Origin of the sequence: Pedococcus ginsenosidimutans (assembly GCF_039544395.1) — a bacterium.
Lineage (GTDB): Bacteria > Actinomycetota > Actinomycetes > Actinomycetales > Dermatophilaceae > Pedococcus > Pedococcus ginsenosidimutans.
Window position 1 is genome coordinate 451,752 of the sequence record NZ_BAABLO010000001.1, and the last position, 17,371, is coordinate 469,122.

The 17,371-nt window shown below is 71.8% G+C and carries 17 protein-coding genes and 1 tRNA gene; 8 read left to right on the forward strand and 10 right to left on the reverse strand.

The genetic code is table 11. The features are described 5' to 3' along the window. The first annotated feature begins 4 nt into the window (after positions 1-4). On the forward strand, positions 5-1,054 hold the full coding sequence (locus ABEA42_RS02230; protein ID WP_345500860.1) for an ArsA-related P-loop ATPase: 1,050 nt from the start codon (positions 5-7) through the stop codon (positions 1,052-1,054). After that, positions 1,054-2,220: an ArsA family ATPase gene (locus ABEA42_RS02235; RefSeq protein WP_345500861.1), complete on the forward strand. Its 1,167-nt coding sequence runs from the start codon at positions 1,054-1,056 to the stop codon at positions 2,218-2,220. The genes ABEA42_RS02230 and ABEA42_RS02235 overlap by 1 nt, the downstream gene beginning before the upstream one ends. Positions 2,221-2,317: 97 nt before the next feature. On the opposite strand, the gene ABEA42_RS02240 is transcribed toward ABEA42_RS02235, so the two are convergent. Then, positions 2,318-2,650 (reverse strand): WhiB family transcriptional regulator, encoded by a 333-nt coding sequence (locus tag ABEA42_RS02240; RefSeq protein ID WP_345500862.1) that lies wholly within the window; start codon positions 2,648-2,650, stop codon positions 2,318-2,320. A 311-nt stretch (positions 2,651-2,961) separates the two neighbouring features. Between ABEA42_RS02240 and ABEA42_RS02245 the strand changes: the two genes are divergently transcribed. After that, entirely contained in the window at positions 2,962-5,421 is a 2,460-nt protein-coding gene (locus tag ABEA42_RS02245) for a transglycosylase domain-containing protein (protein ID WP_345500864.1), read from the forward strand. A gap of 57 nt (positions 5,422-5,478) precedes the next feature. Here ABEA42_RS02245 and ABEA42_RS02250 read toward each other — a convergent pair whose 3' ends face one another. Beyond that, positions 5,479-5,943 carry a GatB/YqeY domain-containing protein gene (locus tag ABEA42_RS02250; protein ID WP_345500866.1) on the reverse strand — a complete coding sequence of 155 codons (465 nt, stop codon included), beginning with the start codon at positions 5,941-5,943 and terminating at the stop codon, positions 5,479-5,481. Positions 5,944-6,018: 75 nt separating this feature from the next. On the opposite strand from ABEA42_RS02250, the gene ABEA42_RS02255 reads away from it, so the two are divergent. Next, on the forward strand, positions 6,019-6,948 hold the full coding sequence (locus ABEA42_RS02255; protein WP_425571971.1) for a metallophosphoesterase: 930 nt from the start codon (positions 6,019-6,021) through the stop codon (positions 6,946-6,948). 106 nt (positions 6,949-7,054) lie between these two features. Then, a tRNA-Pro gene (locus ABEA42_RS02260) sits at positions 7,055-7,131 on the forward strand. A gap of 78 nt (positions 7,132-7,209) precedes the next feature. Here the strand turns inward: ABEA42_RS02260 and ABEA42_RS02265 are convergent. The 5 genes from ABEA42_RS02265 to ABEA42_RS02285 form a co-directional block, all read right to left on the reverse strand. After that, a complete protein-coding gene (locus ABEA42_RS02265) occupies positions 7,210-7,872 on the reverse strand; it encodes a Type 1 glutamine amidotransferase-like domain-containing protein (RefSeq protein WP_345500869.1) in 663 nt (220 codons plus the stop codon). A 132-nt stretch (positions 7,873-8,004) separates the two neighbouring features. Beyond that, positions 8,005-8,337 (reverse strand): hypothetical protein, encoded by a 333-nt coding sequence (locus ABEA42_RS02270; RefSeq protein ID WP_345500870.1) that lies wholly within the window; start codon positions 8,335-8,337, stop codon positions 8,005-8,007. A gap of 30 nt (positions 8,338-8,367) precedes the next feature. After that, positions 8,368-9,747 (reverse strand): DUF4331 domain-containing protein, encoded by a 1,380-nt coding sequence (locus ABEA42_RS02275; RefSeq protein ID WP_345500872.1) that lies wholly within the window; start codon positions 9,745-9,747, stop codon positions 8,368-8,370. 3 nt (positions 9,748-9,750) lie between these two features. Further along, positions 9,751-10,023, reverse strand: a complete 273-nt coding sequence (locus tag ABEA42_RS02280) for a hypothetical protein (RefSeq protein ID WP_345500874.1) — start codon at positions 10,021-10,023, stop codon at positions 9,751-9,753. A 167-nt stretch (positions 10,024-10,190) separates the two neighbouring features. Next, positions 10,191-10,409 (reverse strand): hypothetical protein, encoded by a 219-nt coding sequence (locus tag ABEA42_RS02285; RefSeq protein ID WP_345500875.1) that lies wholly within the window; start codon positions 10,407-10,409, stop codon positions 10,191-10,193. A gap of 374 nt (positions 10,410-10,783) precedes the next feature. On the opposite strand from ABEA42_RS02285, the gene ABEA42_RS02290 reads away from it, so the two are divergent. Then, positions 10,784-11,362 (forward strand): TMEM165/GDT1 family protein, encoded by a 579-nt coding sequence (locus ABEA42_RS02290; protein WP_345500877.1) that lies wholly within the window; start codon positions 10,784-10,786, stop codon positions 11,360-11,362. Here the strand turns inward: ABEA42_RS02290 and ABEA42_RS02295 are convergent. Both ABEA42_RS02295 and ABEA42_RS02300 read right to left on the reverse strand, forming a co-directional pair. Beyond that, positions 11,359-14,493 (reverse strand): sensor domain-containing protein, encoded by a 3,135-nt coding sequence (locus tag ABEA42_RS02295; RefSeq protein ID WP_345500879.1) that lies wholly within the window; start codon positions 14,491-14,493, stop codon positions 11,359-11,361. The two genes, ABEA42_RS02290 and ABEA42_RS02295, sit on opposite strands and share 4 nt — an antisense overlap. Next, positions 14,490-15,074: a hypothetical protein gene (locus ABEA42_RS02300; RefSeq protein WP_345500881.1), complete on the reverse strand. Its 585-nt coding sequence runs from the start codon at positions 15,072-15,074 to the stop codon at positions 14,490-14,492. Before ABEA42_RS02300 ends, ABEA42_RS02295 begins: the two co-directional genes overlap by 4 nt. Before the next feature lie 259 nt (positions 15,075-15,333). On the opposite strand from ABEA42_RS02300, the gene ABEA42_RS02305 reads away from it, so the two are divergent. Both ABEA42_RS02305 and ABEA42_RS02310 read left to right on the forward strand, forming a co-directional pair. Then, a complete protein-coding gene (locus ABEA42_RS02305) occupies positions 15,334-16,419 on the forward strand; it encodes an S-(hydroxymethyl)mycothiol dehydrogenase (RefSeq protein ID WP_345500883.1) in 1,086 nt (361 codons plus the stop codon). A gap of 11 nt (positions 16,420-16,430) precedes the next feature. Then, on the forward strand, positions 16,431-17,084 hold the full coding sequence (locus ABEA42_RS02310) for an MBL fold metallo-hydrolase (protein WP_345501417.1): 654 nt from the start codon (positions 16,431-16,433) through the stop codon (positions 17,082-17,084). 63 nt (positions 17,085-17,147) lie between these two features. Here the strand turns inward: ABEA42_RS02310 and ABEA42_RS02315 are convergent, their stop codons facing one another. Next, the gene (locus ABEA42_RS02315) at positions 17,148-17,294 is read right to left on the reverse strand and encodes a hypothetical protein (RefSeq protein WP_345500885.1); all 147 of its coding nucleotides are present in this window, start codon (positions 17,292-17,294) and stop codon (positions 17,148-17,150) included. Positions 17,295-17,371 lie beyond the last annotated feature (77 nt).

Genomic DNA, 17,371 nt, shown 5'->3' on the forward strand with positions numbered 1-17,371 from the left:
CTCCATGCCTGCGTCCGTGGACCGACCCGTGCGCGCCGCTGCTGCCGGCACCACCGGCGGGGCCGGGCACGACCCCTCCAAGGTCCGCCTGCACGTCGTCACCGGCAAGGGCGGCACCGGCAAGACGACCGTCGCCGCAGCGCTCGCGCTCGGCCTGAGCCGCCAGGGCAAGCGGGTGCTGCTCGTCGAGGTCGAGGGCCGCCAGGGCATCTCCCAGACGTTCGACGTGCCGCCACTCGGCCACGCCGAGACGCGCATCGTCCACGACCGCAGCGGGGGCGAGCTGTGGGCCATCTCGGTCGACGCCAAGCAGTCGCTCGGCGAGTACCTCCAGAAGTTCTACAAGGTCGGCCGCGCCATGGGGCTGCTCGACAAGTTCGGGGCGGTGGACTTCGCCACGACGATCGCCCCGGGGCTGCGGGACGTCCTGCTCATCGGCAAGGTCTACGAGGCCGCGGGACGCCGCGCCGGCCGGGGCGGGGGGCTCGCCTACGACGCGGTGGTGCTCGATGCGCCTCCCACCGGTCGGGTCGTGCGCTTCCTCAACGTCAACGCCGAGGTCGCCGACGTCGCCCGGGTGGGTCCCATCCACAGCCAGGCGGAGTCGATCACCCGCATGGTCCGCAGCCACACCACGGCCGTGCACGTCGTCACGCTGCTGGAGGAGATGCCCGTGCAGGAGACCGTCGACGCCCTCGCCGACCTGCGCGCGGCAGACCTGCCGCTCGGCGCGATCGTCGTCAACCAGCTCCGGGACCCCCTCCTCTCCGACGACGACCTCGCCGCCGTGCGCGCGGGTCGCACCGACTCCCTCGCCGAGGGCCTGGCCGCGGACCTCTCCTCGGTCGGGGTCAAGGCGGGCCCCACCGTCGTCAACGGCCTCCTGGCCGACGCGCGCGAGCACGCCGACCGCCTGGCCCTCGAGCGCGAGCAGGACGCCGTCCTCGCCGAGCAGGGCCGCCTCACGGTGCGGCTGCCCCTGCTGCCCGAGGGCACCGAGGGCGGCGGCATCTCCGTGCTCGCGGACGCCGTCGCCGAGCAGGGACTGGTCTGATGGCCGCCCGCCGTGCCACCTCGACCCCAGGCCTCGACCTCGGGGCACTCCTCGCCGACGAGCAGGTCGGGATCGTCGTGTGCTGCGGCGCCGGTGGTGTCGGCAAGACGACGACCGCCGCGGCGCTGGGCCTCTGGGCTGCCGAGCACGGGCGCAAGGTCGTGGTGCTGACCATCGACCCGGCCAAGCGGCTGGCCCAGTCCCTCGGCCTCACCGAGCTCGACAACACCCCCCGGCCGGTCGCCGGGGCCGGGGCCGGGGGTGGCTCCCTCGACGCGATGATGCTCGACATGAAGCGCACCTTCGACGAGGTGGTCGAGCAGCACTCCGCCCCCGACAAGGCCGCGCAGATCCTCGCCAACCCCTTCTACCAGGCGGTCTCCAGCTCCTTCGCCGGCACGCAGGAGTACATGGCCATGGAGAAGCTGGGTCAGCTCCGGGCCGAGGCCGACCGCACCGGCCGGTGGGACCTCGTGGTCGTGGACACCCCGCCGTCGCGCTCGGCGCTCGACTTCCTCGACGCCCCCAAGCGGCTCGGTTCCTTCCTCGACGGCCGCTTCATCCGGCTCCTGACGGCCCCGGCCAAGGCCGGCGGCCGGGCGGGGTTCAAGGTGTTCAGCGTGGGGGTACAGGTGGCCACCAGCACGATGTCCAGGCTGCTCGGGGGTCAGCTCCTGCAGGACGTGCAGACGTTCGTGGCGGCGCTCGACACCATGTTCGGCGGGTTCCGCGAGCGGGCCGACCAGACCTACGCCCTGCTCAAGGCGGAGGGGACCGCGTTCGTCGTCGTCGCCACTCCCGAGCGGGACGCCCTGCGCGAGGCGTCGTACTTCGCCGGCCGCCTCGACGAGGAGGGGATGCCGCTCGCCGGGCTGGTCGTCAACCGGGTGCAGCGCGTCGCCGCGCCGTCCCTCAGCGCCTCCCGCGCGCTGGCCGCCGCGGAGCAGCTGGCCGACACCACCGACAGCCCCACGGGGGCCACCACGGAGGGGCTGCTGCGCCTGCACGCCACCCTGGCCGACACCGCCGACCGGCAGCAGCGCCAGGTCGCGCGCTTCACCGCCGGGCACCCCGGCATACCGCTGGTGGAGGTGCCTGCGGAGGCCCAGGACATCCACGACCTCGAGGGGCTGCGCGAGGTCGCCACGGCGCTCACCGCCGGCTGAGACCCGCTCGACGACGTCGCAACCGTCCCGGAAAAGACCTCGAACCGGCCACCTCTGGAAAGGTGACCGGCCCGGGTGGCTGGTGGGGGTGGTGCGCTCAGGCGCTCTGCTCGTCGCGGGACTGGCCGCGGGCGGCTGCGAAGAGGTTGGTCCAGGAGGTGATGTTGGGGCGACGCTTGAGCAGGGCCCGGCGCTCACGCTCGGTCATCCCGCCCCAGACACCGAACTCGGTGCGGTTGTCCAGCGCGTCGGCGAGGCACTCGGCGATCACGGGGCAGCGCTGGCAGACGATCTTCGCGGTCTGCTGTGCGGCGCCCTGCACGAAGAGGGCGTCGGGGTCCGTGGTGGAGCAGGAACCCAGCGGGGCCCAGTCCTCGACCCAGCCGCTCGCAGCACCCTGTCGGGTGGGTCGCGCCGGTGCGATCGTCATCTCAGTGCCTCCAGATGCTGCTGGTTCAGGTGCATGTGCGTGCGCCTTATGTCCGTCTCGATGTGTGGAAACCATAGGAAGGGTTGGCACTGCAACGACATGGCCCATTCGTGTAGTTCTGCGATGTCCGAAGGGACTAGTCATTCCGAACCATGTCTCCGAGACCTCGATGGGCCATGGTCGGAGGGCTCGGAACAGCCCGCCGACTGGTCCCTCTGGGCCACTCCCACCGTCACCCCCGGCACCAGGAACCGACCCTTTCCCGCGCGCGCACGACCGGTCCCTTCACCTTCGGCAGTTACCCTGTCGGCATGTCTGGACGCGCCACCAACCTCGGCAATGTCGTCAGCCTGCTCGGAGCCTTCGTCGCCTCGGCGATGGTCATGGGCCTGCTGGCGGCCGGCCTGCTCATCCCCGCGGTCGGTGCCGCGGGCAGCGCAGCGACCTCCGGGGTGAAGATGTTCGACGACCTGCCGGGCGAGTTCACCGCCTCGGCGCTGTCGCAGCAGTCGCGGATCGTCGACGCCAAGGGCAACGTGCTGGCGACGCCCCAGCAGGAGAACCGCATCATCGTCAACCTCAAGGACGTCGCGCCGATCATGCGCAAGGCGCAGGTGGCGATCGAGGACAGCCGCTTCTACGAGCACGGCGGCGTCGACCCCCGGGGCATCCTGCGTGCGGCCGTGTCCAACGCCCAGGGCGGCGACACCCAGGGCGCCTCGACCCTGACCCAGCAGTTCGTCAAGCTCACGCTGCAGGAGAACGCGCTGCGCAACAACGACGAGGAGGCGGCCAAGGCCGCGGTCCGCGTCAGCGCCGCCCGCAAGATCCAGGAGATCAAGTACGCGGTCACCCTCGAGAAGGAGATGACCAAGGACCAGATCCTGCAGGGCTACATGAACCTCGCCTACTACGGCGACCTGGCCTACGGCGTTGAGGCCGCGTCCCAGCACTACTTCAGCATCCCGTCGGCGAAGCTCAACCTGTCGCAGGCCGCCCTGCTGGCCGGCCTCGTCCAGAACCCCAGCCGCACCGACCCGATCCACTTCCCCGAGCGGGCACAGGCCCGGCGCAACGTCGTGCTCGACCGCATGCACGACCTGGGCATCGTCACCGACAAGCAGTGGAAGGCCGCCAAGGCCATCCCGGTCAAGAAGATGCTCAAGGTGAAGAACCCGGTCAGCAACTGCATGGCCTCGAGCGAGCCGTACTTCTGCAACTACGTCATGGAGTACCTCAAGGACACGAGCAACCACGGCCTCGACGCCCTCGGCAAGTCCACGCCCGAGCGCATCAAGAACCTCACCGGTGGCGGCCTGACCATCCAGACGACGCTCGACGCGACGGTGCAGGCGCAGGCGCGGCAGGACCTGGTCAAGAGGGTGCCGTTCGCCAACAAGGCCCTGCCCAAGGACCCCGCGGACAGGTCCAAGCTCGGCCTGTCGCAGATGGTCGGCAGCGCGGCCTCGGTCGTCGAGCCGGGCACCGGGCGGGTCCTCGCCATGGTGCAGAACAGCAAGTACCCCACCACCCAGAAGCAGCAGAACCAGTACGGGTACACCCAGGTCAACTGGAACGTCGACTCCAAGTACCAGGGCACGACCGGGTTCCAGTTCGGGTCGACGGCGAAGATGTACGCCATCGTCCGCGCCCTGGAGACCGGCACCCCGGTCAACGGCACCGTGCCCTCGAAGTTCGCCAGCCCGACCAAGCCGGCGTACTACTCCCCGCAGGAGCAGGGCTCGTGCCACGACACGAAGGCCTACCCGATCCGGAACGACTACCCGATCGGGGGCAGGCCGATCCCGATCAAGAAGGCGACCGCCGACTCGATCAACACCGCGTTCGCGTCGCTGACCTTCAAGCTCGGCACCAAGAACGTCCTCAACACCATGAAGAAGATGCAGCTGCACACGGGCGCTGGTCCTGACCTGCCCTGCTACCCCAGCTCGGTGCTCGGGACGGGCGTGGTCACCCCCCTGACGCTGGCGTCGTCGTACGCCACGCTCGCCAACAACGGCAAGTACTGCCCCCCGAACCCCATCCTGTCGATCACCACGGCCGACAAGAAGCCGCTCAAGATCGGCGCCCCCACCTGCAAGCAGGTTGTCGACCCCGACGTGGCCAAGGGTGCGACCCAGCTCCTCGAGGGCGTCATCAAGGACGGCACGGGTGTCCGCGCCAAGCTGGGGGCTCGCCCCGCAGCCGGCAAGACCGGCACGACCGACGACCACGTGGAGTCGTGGTTCGTCGGCTACACCGCCCAGCGCGCGACGGCCGTGTGGGTCGGGACGCCGTACTCCCAGCAGGGGATGAACCGCATCACCCTCGCCGGGCAGTACTTCAAGGGGGTCTTCGGTGGAGACATCGCGGCGCCCATCTGGAAGGACATCACGGACGCGGCGTCGGCCGGGCTGCCGATCCGGGACTTCGACACCCCCAGCGACAAGGTCCTCAACGGCGACCGGGTCGCGGTGCCGTTCGTCGGCGGCATGACCGTCGAGGAGGCCACGGCCCGCCTCAAGGAGGCCGGGTTCAACGCCCAGGTCGCCGGCAGCACCAACAGCGGCTACGCCCAGGGCATCGTGGTCTACACCGACCCGAGCGGCACGGCCATGCGCGGCTCGACGGTCAGCCTGTACACCTCGACCGGCTACGTGCCCCCGCCGCCGAAGGCGACGCCGAAGCCGACCAAGACCCCCAAGCCGACGGCGACCACGACGCCCACGCCGAAACCGACCAAGACGAAACCACCGAAGCCCAAGGGCTAGGTGCACGACGAAGGCCCCCACCACCTGGTGGGGGCCTTCGTCGTCGGTACGGCGCCGTCAGCGGGCGGCGAGCGCCGCCTTGACCACGGCGGCGACCCGGCCGCCGTCGGCGCGCCCGGCCACGACCGGAGAGGCGGCCTTCATGACCTGCCCCATCTGCTGCATACCCGTGGCGCCGGTCTGCTCGATGGCTGCGGCGACGATCGACGCGAGCTCGTCGTCGGAGAGCTGAGCGGGCAGGTAGGCCTCGAGGATCTCGAGCTCGGCCTCCTCCGTGGCCGCGAGCTCGGGGCGCCCGGCGCCGGTGTAGGCAGCCGCAGCCTCCTTGCGCTTCTTGGCCTCCTTCGCGAGGACCTTGAGGACATCATCGTCGGTGAGCTCACGGGACTCGGAGCCGGCGACCTCCTCGGTCGTGATGGCGGTGAGGACCATGCGCAGCGTGCCCGAGCGCACCTGGTCTCGCGCGCGCATGGCGTCGGTGAGGTCGCGCTGGACGGTGGCCTTGAGGCTCTGCTCGGTCATGGGCCCAGTCTCGCAGGCAGTGCGCGTCGCCCCCAACCGACTTGTCCCGCTCCCCGGTTTGCGAGGATGGGGCCGGTGAGCACACTTCTGCGGACGGTGGGTGGCGCGGCAGCCCTGGGGGCGGCCGGGCTCGGCTGGGCCGGCCTCGTCGAGCGCAACTGGTTCACCCTGCGGCGGTTCACCGTGCCGGTGCTGCCACGCGGCGCCCGGCCCCTGCGGATCCTGCAGATCTCCGACCTGCACCTCATGCCTGCCCAGCAGCGCAAGATCGAGTGGGTGCGCGGCCTCGCCGGCCTGGCCCCGGACCTCGTGGTCAACACCGGCGACAACCTCGCGGCCCTCGACAGCGTGCCCGGCGCCCTGCGCGCCATGGAGCCGCTGCTGGAGGTGCCCGGGGTCTTCGTCATGGGGTCCAACGACTACTACGCGCCGGTGCCGAAGAACCCGGCCCGCTACCTCACCCGGCGCCACGCGCAGGCGCCTCCCGGGCGCACCCTGCTGCCGGTCGAGGACCTGCGCGCCGGCATGGTCGCTGGCGGCTGGACCGACCTGGACAACGCGCGCACGACGGTGCGCGTGGGTGGCACGGAGCTCGAGCTCGTCGGGACGGACGACGCCCACATCCGCCTCGACCGGTACTCCTCGGTCGCCGGACCGGCGTCCACCTCCGCGGCGCTGACGATCGGTGTCACGCACGCGCCCTACCAGCGCGTCCTGGACCCCATGGCCGCCGACGGGGCGCGCCTCATCATCGCCGGGCACACCCACGGTGGGCAGCTCGCGCTGCCCGTCTACGGCGCCCTGGTCACCAACTGCGACCTGCCGACCAACCGCGCCAAGGGGCTCTCGCGGTGGTGGCCCGGCGCAGGGTCGACGCCGTCGTCGCGTGCTCCCGCCGACGCCGCGTGGCTGCACGTGTCCGCGGGCCTCGGCACCTCGCCTTACGCGCCGGTCAGGTTCGCGTGCCGGCCGGAGGCCACCCTGCTCACCCTCCTGCCCCGCTAGCCACCGGGGCCGATTGGGAGGCATGGTGGGCCGTGGGCTAGCATTCCTTGTCGCTGCCCATGCCGGTGCCTGACGGACGTCAGACCTGGTCCGGCAGCGACTGCCACGGGGTGTGGCGCAGCTTGGTAGCGCGCTTCGTTCGGGACGAAGAGGCCGCAGGTTCAAATCCTGTCACCCCGACCACACGTCAACAGGTCAAGGCCCTCCACCGCACCGGCGGGGAGGGCCTTTCCCGTCCCCGCGGTGCGGTGGCCGCCCGGGTCACGACCCGAACTTCCTCCAGCGCCCCTCGGAGACCACCTCGACGGAGCCGTCGGCGACCTTGATCGCCGTCTGCTCGTCGATGGCGTAGGCCGGACCACCGAGGTCAGCAGCCCACCGTTCCGCGTCGGCCATGGTGTTCGTCGGGAACGCGTCCAGGTGCGGGAAGATCGAGAAGTCGACGGCGCCCAGGGTGCGGTCGTCGGGCGCCGCCGGCCACTCGACGAAATACTGCCCGATGCGCGGGGTCATCACCATGCTGCCGGCGCTGACCCCCACCCAGACCAGGTCGGGCATCGAGGGCAGCAGGTCGGCGAGCCCGGACTCCCGCATCCAGTGGGACAGGTAGGTGGCATCACCGCCGTCGACCAGGAGCACGTCCGCCTCACGGACCCACGGGACCCACCGCTCCTCGCCGATGGTGGGCAGCGCGGTGAGCTCCAGGACACCGAGCGACGCCCACCCCAGCCCGGAGAAGTTGCGCCAGGTCGGGCCCGCGGCGAGGAACCCCTGCACCGACGACGGCCCGCACATGGGGTGGCCCCACTGCGCCGTCGGGATGCACAGTGCGCGGCACTCCGGGACCGGCTTGGGGAGCAGCTGCACCAGCGCCTCGTGGATGCTCGGGTTCGTGACGCCGCCGGACGTGAGCAAGAGCTTCAAAGGGGTCTCCCGGTGCGTGTGGGGAAGGGACGCAACGGAAGACCCGCGAAAGCGCCAGGACTCATCGGTCGCCCGGGCACATCATGCCGTGGCCGGCGGCTCGGCCGGGCGTGGCCGGCGGGCCCGAGGGCGTCAACCCCCGGGCCACACCACCGAGGCCACCTCGCCGCCGGTGACGTGCGCCGTCATGACGACCTCGTTCCCGGGCAGGGGGACCAGCTCGTAGTCGCCCTCGACGAGGTCCGGGTAGACGAGGGTGTGGACCGGTCCACCGGGTCCGGGCCGGGCGACGACCGCCACGTGCGGGTGGTGACCCGCGGTGGCGGCCGCCGTGGTCCCGGCAGGGCGCACCTCGACCTCCAGCCCCTCGGCGCTCGAGGGCATCGACACGACCAGCGCGCCGTGGCTGCCACCGATGTCGAGCAGGACCGGGCCCTGGCCCGCGAACGGGTTCTCGTGGTTCATGGCTCGGCTGCTCTCGATCGGTGGGACGGGTCAGGCCGCAGGGGTGCCGGGGGTGGTCTGGTAGCCCCCCGCGGGGTCGGCCAGGTAGGGGAAGGAGTGGAGGTAGGGCCGGTTGGTGTTGCTGGTCCCGTCCGTGAGGCCGGCGCTCGCGGCGTCCGGGGTGAAGCCCGGGTCGACGAGGGGGATGGTCGCCCCCGCGACGGCACGCAGCTCGATCGCCACCACGTCGTCGACGACCCGGCGCCCGTTGGGGAAGCCGGCGGCATCGCCCGCGACCAGCCCGATGGGGTTGGGGTTGCTGCTGGGTGGCACCGCGACGTTGAGCCGCAGCATGTCCGCCTGCCTGGCGCCGGTGTAGTTCTGGAAGCCGGGCACGACGCCACCGGGGATGCCGGTGAGCAGGATCGCGAGCAGGTCCGCACGGTTCTTCGTGTACGCCGCGAGCTTCGGGAACACCCCCGGGTACAGGACGGGGAGCAGCCGGGCGAGCTCGGGCTTCGCGACGTACTTGGCGAACTGGGCGTCGTCGTACGGCGCGGTGGCGTTCCAGCGGTCCTTCTCGGCCATCGGGGTGATGACCTCGTTGAACAGCGGGTTGCCGAGCCGGGAGACCTGGCCCCACGGCCCGTGGTCGGAGTAGCGGCCCGTGGCGTCGTCCCAGATGCGCGAGCGCTGGCGGCTCGCCGAGGCCCACACCCCGATGGTGGAGGTCGCGGCCATGACGTCGGTCGGCCGTACCCCGCCCCTGGTCAGGTCCGTGACGGGCACCTGGATCGCGATGCTGTGCACGTTCAGGCCCTGGGTGCCGTTGACGCCCACGGCGGCGGCGGACGGGATGAGGTGCAGCATCTCGAACGGTCGCAGCGTGCCCAGGTCGAAGATGCTGCCGACGTCGACGTGGAAGCCCTCACCCCGCTGCCCCGCGAACACGGTGCGGCCGCCCTGGATGGCGTGCACGGCTGCGGAGGTGAACCTCCCGTAGTGGGGCGTCGACCGCGGGCCGATGTTGACCGGCGGGCACGTGAGGTTGCTGGCCAGGGTCCGCGGCCGGTCGCCCCGGGCGACCCGGGTCACCGAGTAGTACTGCGGCCGGTTCCAGTTCGGGTCGGTGATGGAGCCGATCGGCCCGGTGTTGTAGAGGAAGGTGTCCTTGTTGCGGATCCGGGTGGTGAACCTGAACTGGTAGGTCACGTCGGACATGGCGTCGCCGCGGTTGCTGACGTGGATCTCGTAGAGCACGTCGTCGCCGAACTCGTAGAAGTTGGGGCCACCCTGCGGGTTCTGGAACGGGATGAAGTTGGCGATGAGCGTGACGGTGCCCGGCTTGTCCGGGCTGACGAACGCGTAGACGTCGGTGTTGTCGGCGACCGGGTCCTTGGAGACCTCCGGCGCCTCACGGTGCGAGGACATGGGTCAGCTCCTCGCGATCCCGGCGAGGCGGCGCACGAGGTCCGCGTCGTGCACGGTCACCTCGTCCTCGCCGTACATGACGGTGATGCGCCCCGACCGGGGGTCGGCGACGTAGGCGACGAGCCGGTCACCGGTGGCAGCGGGCCCGGGACCCGCATCCGGTACGGCTCCACGGGCACCGGCGGCCAGGGCACCGGGTGCGGCAGCAACGGCTGCGGCGGCAGCGGCTCCGGTCCCGGCCGCAGCCAGGAACGTCCGCCGAGTGGCATCGGACATGATCTCTCCTCGGGACGGCACGGCCGTCGGGAGGCCGCGCTGGACGGACCACCCACACCCGACCGGGCGCCTGCACCCGAGTGACCCACCTCACATTCGAGGCCGTCGCCCCTCCGGATGGGTCCCCCAGAAGACGTAGCCACCACACGTCGTCAGGGGCGGCCCGCTCAGGACGTGCGGAGGCACTCCTCGACCCGGTCGGCCAGGACCGCGACGGTCGGGTGCCCGGCGAGCAGTTCGCCCATCCTCGCCTCGTCCCACACGGAGCCGGGCAGCTCCCAGCCGTCGTAGTCCGTGTCGATCGTGAGGTGGCCGCGTCCGGCGAGCGCGGTCAGCAGGGTGCTCTTGCCTGCCCCCGACATCCCCGTCACCAGCACCCGTGCCATGGGGGCAGCGTAGGGGCCCTCGTCAGCCGTGGTGGGTGCTGTGGCGGACCCGGGTGAGCGAGCCGACCACGAGACCGACCACTCGTGGAGTCGGTCCAAGTGGCGACCATCGCAGACCACGCAGGGCGGGGCCGGAGAACTGCTCGATTCGTCCGGCGCCGCCCCCGCCGGGTACCGTGGACGTCGAAAGGGAGTAGTCCCCAATCGCCGCGTCGACACACTGACCCCCGGGTCCGGTGCGGTGGGCCACCGGATCCACAGCGGTGGCGGACGAGACTTTCGACCAGCACACGCACCCATTCATCGGACGTGCCTGGTCGAAGGGACGTCCAGACACGCTCTCCTCGGCCCGGCGGCGAGGAGACGAGTCCCCCATGTACGCCTTCCTGTTGAGCACCGCGGTCATCTTCGTGGCCGAGCTCGGCGACAAGAGCCAGCTGATGGCCATGACCTTCGCGACGCGGTACACCGTGCGCCAGGTGCTCATCGGCATCACCATCGCGACCGCGGTCGTCCACCTCGCCTCGGTGGGCATCGGCCAGGTCGTGGGCAGCCAGTTCGCCGACAGCCAGTGGATCATCTCGATCGTCGCCGGCGTGGCGTTCATCGTCTTCGCCGCGTGGACCTTGCGGGGCGACGAGCTGACCGAGGACGAGGCCGACAAGGCCCGACGCAGCACCGGCAAGGCGGTCATCGCCGTCGGCATCGCCTTCTTCCTCGCCGAGCTCGGCGACAAGACCATGCTCGCGACGATCACCCTGGCGACCCAGGAGGGCTGGCTGGGGACCTGGATCGGCAGCACCGTCGGCATGGTCGCGGCGGACGCCCTCGCGATCGGCGTCGGGGCGGTCCTCGGCAAGAAGCTCCCCGAGCGGGTCATCAAGATCGGGGCGTCGGTGGCGTTCCTGGTCTTCGGCCTGGTCCTCATCGCCGAGGGCCTCGGCTGGTTCTAGGCCGGGGCCGGGTCCGCCAGGGCGTGGAAGGCCTGTGACCCGGCCTCGGACCCGAGGGCGTCGAGGAAGGCGTCGAGGTCGGTGGGGCGCCCGATGTGGTGGCCCTGCGCGAAGTCGACGCCTTCCTCCTCGAGCACCCGCAGGATGGCCGGCGAGGTGACGTACTCGGCCACGACCTGCTTGCCGAGGCGGTGGGCGATGCCGACCACCGAGCTCACGATGGCGCGGTCGGTCGCGTTGACGTCACAGGCGGCCACGAACTCGCCGTCGATCTTGACGTAGTCGAACGGCAGGTTCTTGAGGTAGTGGAACGAACCGAAGCCGGCGCCGAAGTCGTCGAGCGCGAACCGGCAGCCCCTGGCCGTCACGCGCTCGGCGAAGCCCCGGGCCGACTCGAGGTCAGACACCGCGGCCGTCTCGGTCACCTCGAGGACGAGCCCGGCAGGGTCCACACCGTGGCGGTCGAGCGTGTCGAGGATGACGCGCTCGAGCACGAGGTCGCCCATGCTGCGCCCGGACAGGTTGACGGCGAGCTCGAAGTCGGGCTGCACGGCTCGGCACCGTGCCAGCAGCGGCACCGCGTGCTCGACCACCCAGCGGTCGACGGCGAGGATGAGGCCGGACCGTTCGGCGTGCGGGAGGAACTGCGCCGGCGACACCGCGTCGGCACCCTCACCGAGGCGGAGCAGCGCCTCGGCCCCGGTGACCCGTCCGGCGCGCAGGTCCCAGATCGGCTGGAGCTGGAGCCGGAAGCCTCCCTCGGCCAGTGCGCGCTCCAGGCGCTCGGTCACGGTGGGCGCGACTGCCTCGGCGACCACGGCGTCCTTGGAGGCCACGGTGCCGTCGGTGGCCACGGCGCCCTCCGTGGCCGCGGGCAGCGCGGGGCCGCCCACGGTGGCCCCCGGCCGCAGGACCGCCCAGCCGTCGCGACCCGCGTTCTTCGCCTGGTACATGAGCGCGTCGGCGCTGGACAGCAGCTCCTCGGCCGAGCCGGAGCCACCCTCGATGACCACGGCGCCCACACTGGCCGTTACCGCCTCGGCCGCAGGTCCCAGCGCCGTCTCGTGGGCGCGGACCGCGGCCACGAGGTTCTCGGCGACGAGCTCGGTGCCCGCCAAGTCGGTCTCGAGGAGGAGGACCGCGAACTCGTCGCCACCCAGCCTGGCCACGACGTCGGTGGCCCTGACGCTGCGGCGCAGGACCCCGGCCAGCCCGACGAGCAGCTCGTCGCCGGCGCTGTGGCCCAGGGTGTCGTTGACCTCCTTGAAGTGGTCGAGGTCGATGAGGAGCAGGGCTCCGCGAGCGCCGTACCGTCGGCAGAAGTCCAGGTGCCGGTCGAGCTCGGCGGAGAACTTGCGCCGGTTGGCCAGCCCGGTGAGGGCGTCGTGGTCGGCGAGGTGGGCCAGCTGCTGCTCGTAGACGAATCGCTCTGACACGTCGGCGAAGTTGACCAGCACCTCTCCGTCGGCACCGGCGAGGACCGTGCTCGAGAGGCTCAGGTGAACCTGGTCCCAGGCGGGCGTGACGACGGTCCAGTCCACGTGCCCGGTCGGAGCCTCACCGCTCGTGGCGTCGGCGAGCATGCCGGCGATCGTCGCGTCCTCGGCGCCGCCGAGGTCCGCGAGGGGCATACCCACCAGCTCGTCCTCGCGGCGGCCGAGGAGCGCGCACAGCGAGGGGTTGACCTGCCGGATGACCCCGTCGCGGCCCAGGACGGCGATGCCGTGGGGGGCGTCCACGAACAACCGCTGCACGCGGTCGTGGCTGGCACGCAGCTCGCGCTCGCGGGCGCGGTCGCGGCTCACGTCGCGGGCCATGATGAGGGCCGCGCCGGAGGTGGTCGACGTGCCGGGCAGGGGGCTCACCCACACCTCGTGCTCGTCGCCGGTCTCGACCGCCGTGAGCTCGACGATGCCCTCACGCCCCTCGATGGCCGCCTCGACCAGGGGCAGGAGCAGCTCGGCGTTGCGCGGGCTGAAGACCTCGTCCACCTGCCGGCCGGCCGCGGTCGCCAGGCCCTGGCGTCGCGCGCCGCCGCCGGTCGACAGGGACACCTCGAGGGTCCGGTCGACCACCAGCACGCTGGTGTCCGGGAGGTGGTCCATCGAGACGCGCCACAGCGCCTGCGCCTCCTTGAGCTCGCGGCGCAGCTCCACGGCCGCCGTGGTGTCGACGGCCACCCCGAGGTACCCGACGAGGTCGCCGGCGTCGCTGCGCAGCTCGGTCACGGCGAGGCGTACGGCGATCCGGCGTCCGTCCTGGCGGATGTAGGTCCACTCACGGCTGGGCATCTGGTGCTCGGCGAGCGTGGCGAACACCTCGATGCCCGGCTCGACCCCGAGCTGCCCGGCCGCGGTGGCGAGCTCCTCGGCGTCGTGGACGAGCTCGTGGACCGGCCGGCCGAGCGCCTCGGCCGCCGTGTAGCGGAGCATCTGCTCGGCACCGAGGTTGAAGTCGGTGATCCGCCCCTGGGGGTCGGTGGCGATGATGCTCGTGAGCGTGGCCCCGCCCATGATGCCGCGCAGCTGGGCGGCGGACTCCCGCTCGGACCTGCTCTCCCGGGCGAAGCGCCGGACGACGGACTGCACGACCGGTGCGGCGAGCAGTGCCACCCCTGCCCAGAGGACGGCGGGCCGCCACTCCGACCCGAGGTCGCGCGCGTCGCTCAGCAGGGCCGGGGCGACGAAGGCCGAGGCCGCGAGGACGGCGGCGACGGCGAGGTCCCCGAAGGTGCCGAAGAGCGCGAGCCACACGACCGGTACGCCGACGAGGGTGCCCACCCCGGAGGCGGCACCTCCCAGCGCGTCACGCAGCAGGCCCACGCAGACCAGGACGAGCCACGGCCCGACCGGGTCGACCCAGGTCCGGCGCCGTCCGCGCGCCGCGACCCAGATCGCGACCAGGGCGACCCCGAGGGCGGCGAGGGCGAGCCCCACCTGGGGGGAGAGCCGTTGCGGCGAGGGGGCCACCACGGCGCCGACCGCGCCGAGGAGCAGCACGGCGAAGGGCACCACGTCCTGCTCGGTGGGGCGCGCGCCCGTGGCGACCCGCGTGAAGTGGCTGCCGACCCGGACGGCCAGCGACCGGACACGGGACGCGCCCGTCACCTCGCCCACGCCGTCGCCACTCACGACGCCGCCTGCGGGGCGCCGAGCGGGATGATCGCGTAGATGTCCGCCGTGGCCGACTCGTGGTCCGAGCTCGCCCAGCTCGGCTTGAGCAGCACGAGGTCCGGCAGGACCCACTCCGGGCCGCGGTAGCCCTCGAGGGCGGCCACAAGCCGCTCGAGGTAGGGCAGGCTCGTGTCGGCGGTCACCTCGCCCACCGGGACCTGGGGCTTGAAGCGCCGCCGGTCGACGTGCAGCCCCATGGTCTGCGCCACCTCCGGGATGGCCCGCGCGATGCTGCGCATCTGGTCCACCTCACCGACGAGTGGCGCGCACACGGTGAGGTCGCCCTCGCCCGCGAGCGCGGAGCAGCCGGCCATGGCCAGGCGCGGCGCGGGCGGCCACTCGGTGGTGGCCGCGACGAGGCGGTCGGCCAGCCGGGCGGCATCGGCCCGGGCGAGGTTGCCGAAGCTCGTGACGTGGACGTGCATGTCGTCCACGGACACCGGTCGGAACTCCTCGTGGCGCCCGGCGACGGAGCGGACCACGTCGGCGAGCTCCGCCACCACGTCGTGGGGCGGGAAGAAGGCAGCGTGCAGGAGCATCGTGCCCCTTCCCGGCGACCCGGCGACCCGTTGCCTGGGTGCTGACCGGTGCTGCGCCGCCTACTCGTGCGTGCGTGGTGCTGTGGATGATAGGGGTGGTCTGTACGAGTTCACGCCCATTTGCTGACCTCTCGCCGGGCATCCGACCGATCGGCTGAGGACGGTCTGGCCGCTCGGTCCCGTGAGTCGCACCCACGGCCGCCCGGGATGTGGCGGGACGCCTGTGGCAGGGCCCCCGCACCCCGCATAGGGTCGACGCATGCCACAGACCGTCAAGGGCGTCATCGCCCGCAGCAAGGGTGCCGACGTCGAGCTGGTCGACGTCGTCGTGCCGGACCCCGGGCCCGGGGAGGCCGTCGTGCAGGTCCAGTCGTGCGGCGTCTGCCACACCGACCTGCACTACCGCGAGGGCGGCATCAACGACGAGTTCCCCTTCCTGCTGGGCCACGAGGCCGCCGGTGTCGTCGAGGCGGTCGGTGAGGGCGTCACCGAGGTCGCGCCCGGCGACTTCGTCATCCTCAACTGGCGGGCCGTCTGCGGCCAGTGCCGCGCGTGCGCCAAGGGCAAGCCCTGGTACTGCTTCAACACCCACAACGCGAAGCAGAAGATGACCCTCGAGGACGGCACCGAGCTGTCCCCCGCCCTCGGCATCGGCGCCTTCATCGAGAAGACCCTCGTGGCCGCCGGCCAGTGCACCAAGGTCGACGCCGAGGCCGACGCCGCCGCCGTGGGCCTGCTCGGCTGCGGCGTGATGGCCGGCTTCGGTGCGGCCGTCAACACCGGTGGCGTGGGCCGCGGCGACTCCATCGCGGTCATCGGGTGCGGCGGCGTCGGCAACGCGGCCATCGCCGGTGCCGCCGTCGCGGGGGCGACGACGATCATCGCGGTGGACGTCGACGACCGGAAGCTCGAGGGTGCGAAGTCCTTCGGCGCCACCCACACGGTCAACGGCAAGGACGAGGACGTCGTCGAGAGGGTCCGTGAGCTCACCGGTGGCTTCGGCGCCGACGTGGTCGTCGAGGCGGTCGGTCGGCCCGAGACCTACGAGCAGGCGTTCTACGCCCGCGACCTCGCAGGCACCGTGGTCCTGGTCGGCGTGCCCACGCCCGACAAGCAGGTCACCCTGCCGATGATCGAGATCTTCGGTCGCGGCGGTGCGCTGAAGTCCAGCTGGTACGGCGACTGCCTCCCCTCGCGCGACTTCCCCATGCTCGTCGACCTCTACCGCCAGGGCCGGTTCGACCTCGACGCCTTCGTGACGGAACGCATCGGCCTCGGCGACGTCGAGGCTGCGTTCCACAAGATGGAGCGCGGCGAGGTCCTGCGCTCGGTGGTGGTGCTGTGAGCGACCCGGGTATGCCGTCGATCGCCCCCTCTGCGGGGGGCGTGCGGGTCGACCGCATCGTCACCTCCGGCACGTTCGAGCTCGACGGCGGCAGCTGGGACGTCGACAACAACGTCTGGGTCGTCGGCGACGACAAGGAGTGCGTCGTCATCGACGCCGCCCACGACGGCCGGGCGATCGTGAAGTCGATCGACCGTCAGCGCAAGGTCGTCGGCGTCATCTCCACGCACGCCCACAACGACCACATCAACGCCGTCGGCGAGGTCTGCGACGGCACGCGCGCTCCGGCGTACCTCCACCCTGCGGACCGGATGCTCTGGGACGAGCTCTACCCGGTGACCCCCGACCACGAGCTGGCCGACGGCCAGGTCATCACCGTCGGTGACGTCGACCTGCACGTCATCCACACCCCCGGCCACACGCCCGGCTCCTGCTGCCTCTACGCCCCGGCCCTGGGGGTCGTGTTCACCGGCGACACCCTGTTCAACGGCGGCCCGGGTGCGACCGGGCGCTCCTACAGCGACTTCGGCACGATCATCGAGTCGATCCGCGACAAGGTCCTCACGCTGCCTGACGAGACGGTGGTGCTCACCGGCCACGGGGACCCGACGGTGATCGGCGCGGAGGCACCGCACCTGCAGGAGTGGGTCGACCGCGGCCACTGACAGGACAGGCCGGGTGGCCGCCGTGGGCGAAGGCCCTGCCCCGCGGTCCGGCCCCGCGGTGTCCTAGAGGACGTACACGGCGAGCAGCGTCAGGACGACGGCCGCGATGTAGAGCACCACGACCGTGGCCGTGACAGCGACCGCGGTGTGACCCACCCACCACCTCGAGGAGTGGTGGGGCACGTGCAGGTGGTCGTGTGTCGTGGACATCGTGCGCATGGTGCGCACCCCCTCACATCGGGTACCCGGCTCCCTTCGAGGGTACGACCAGTGCGCGGCTGGCTCCC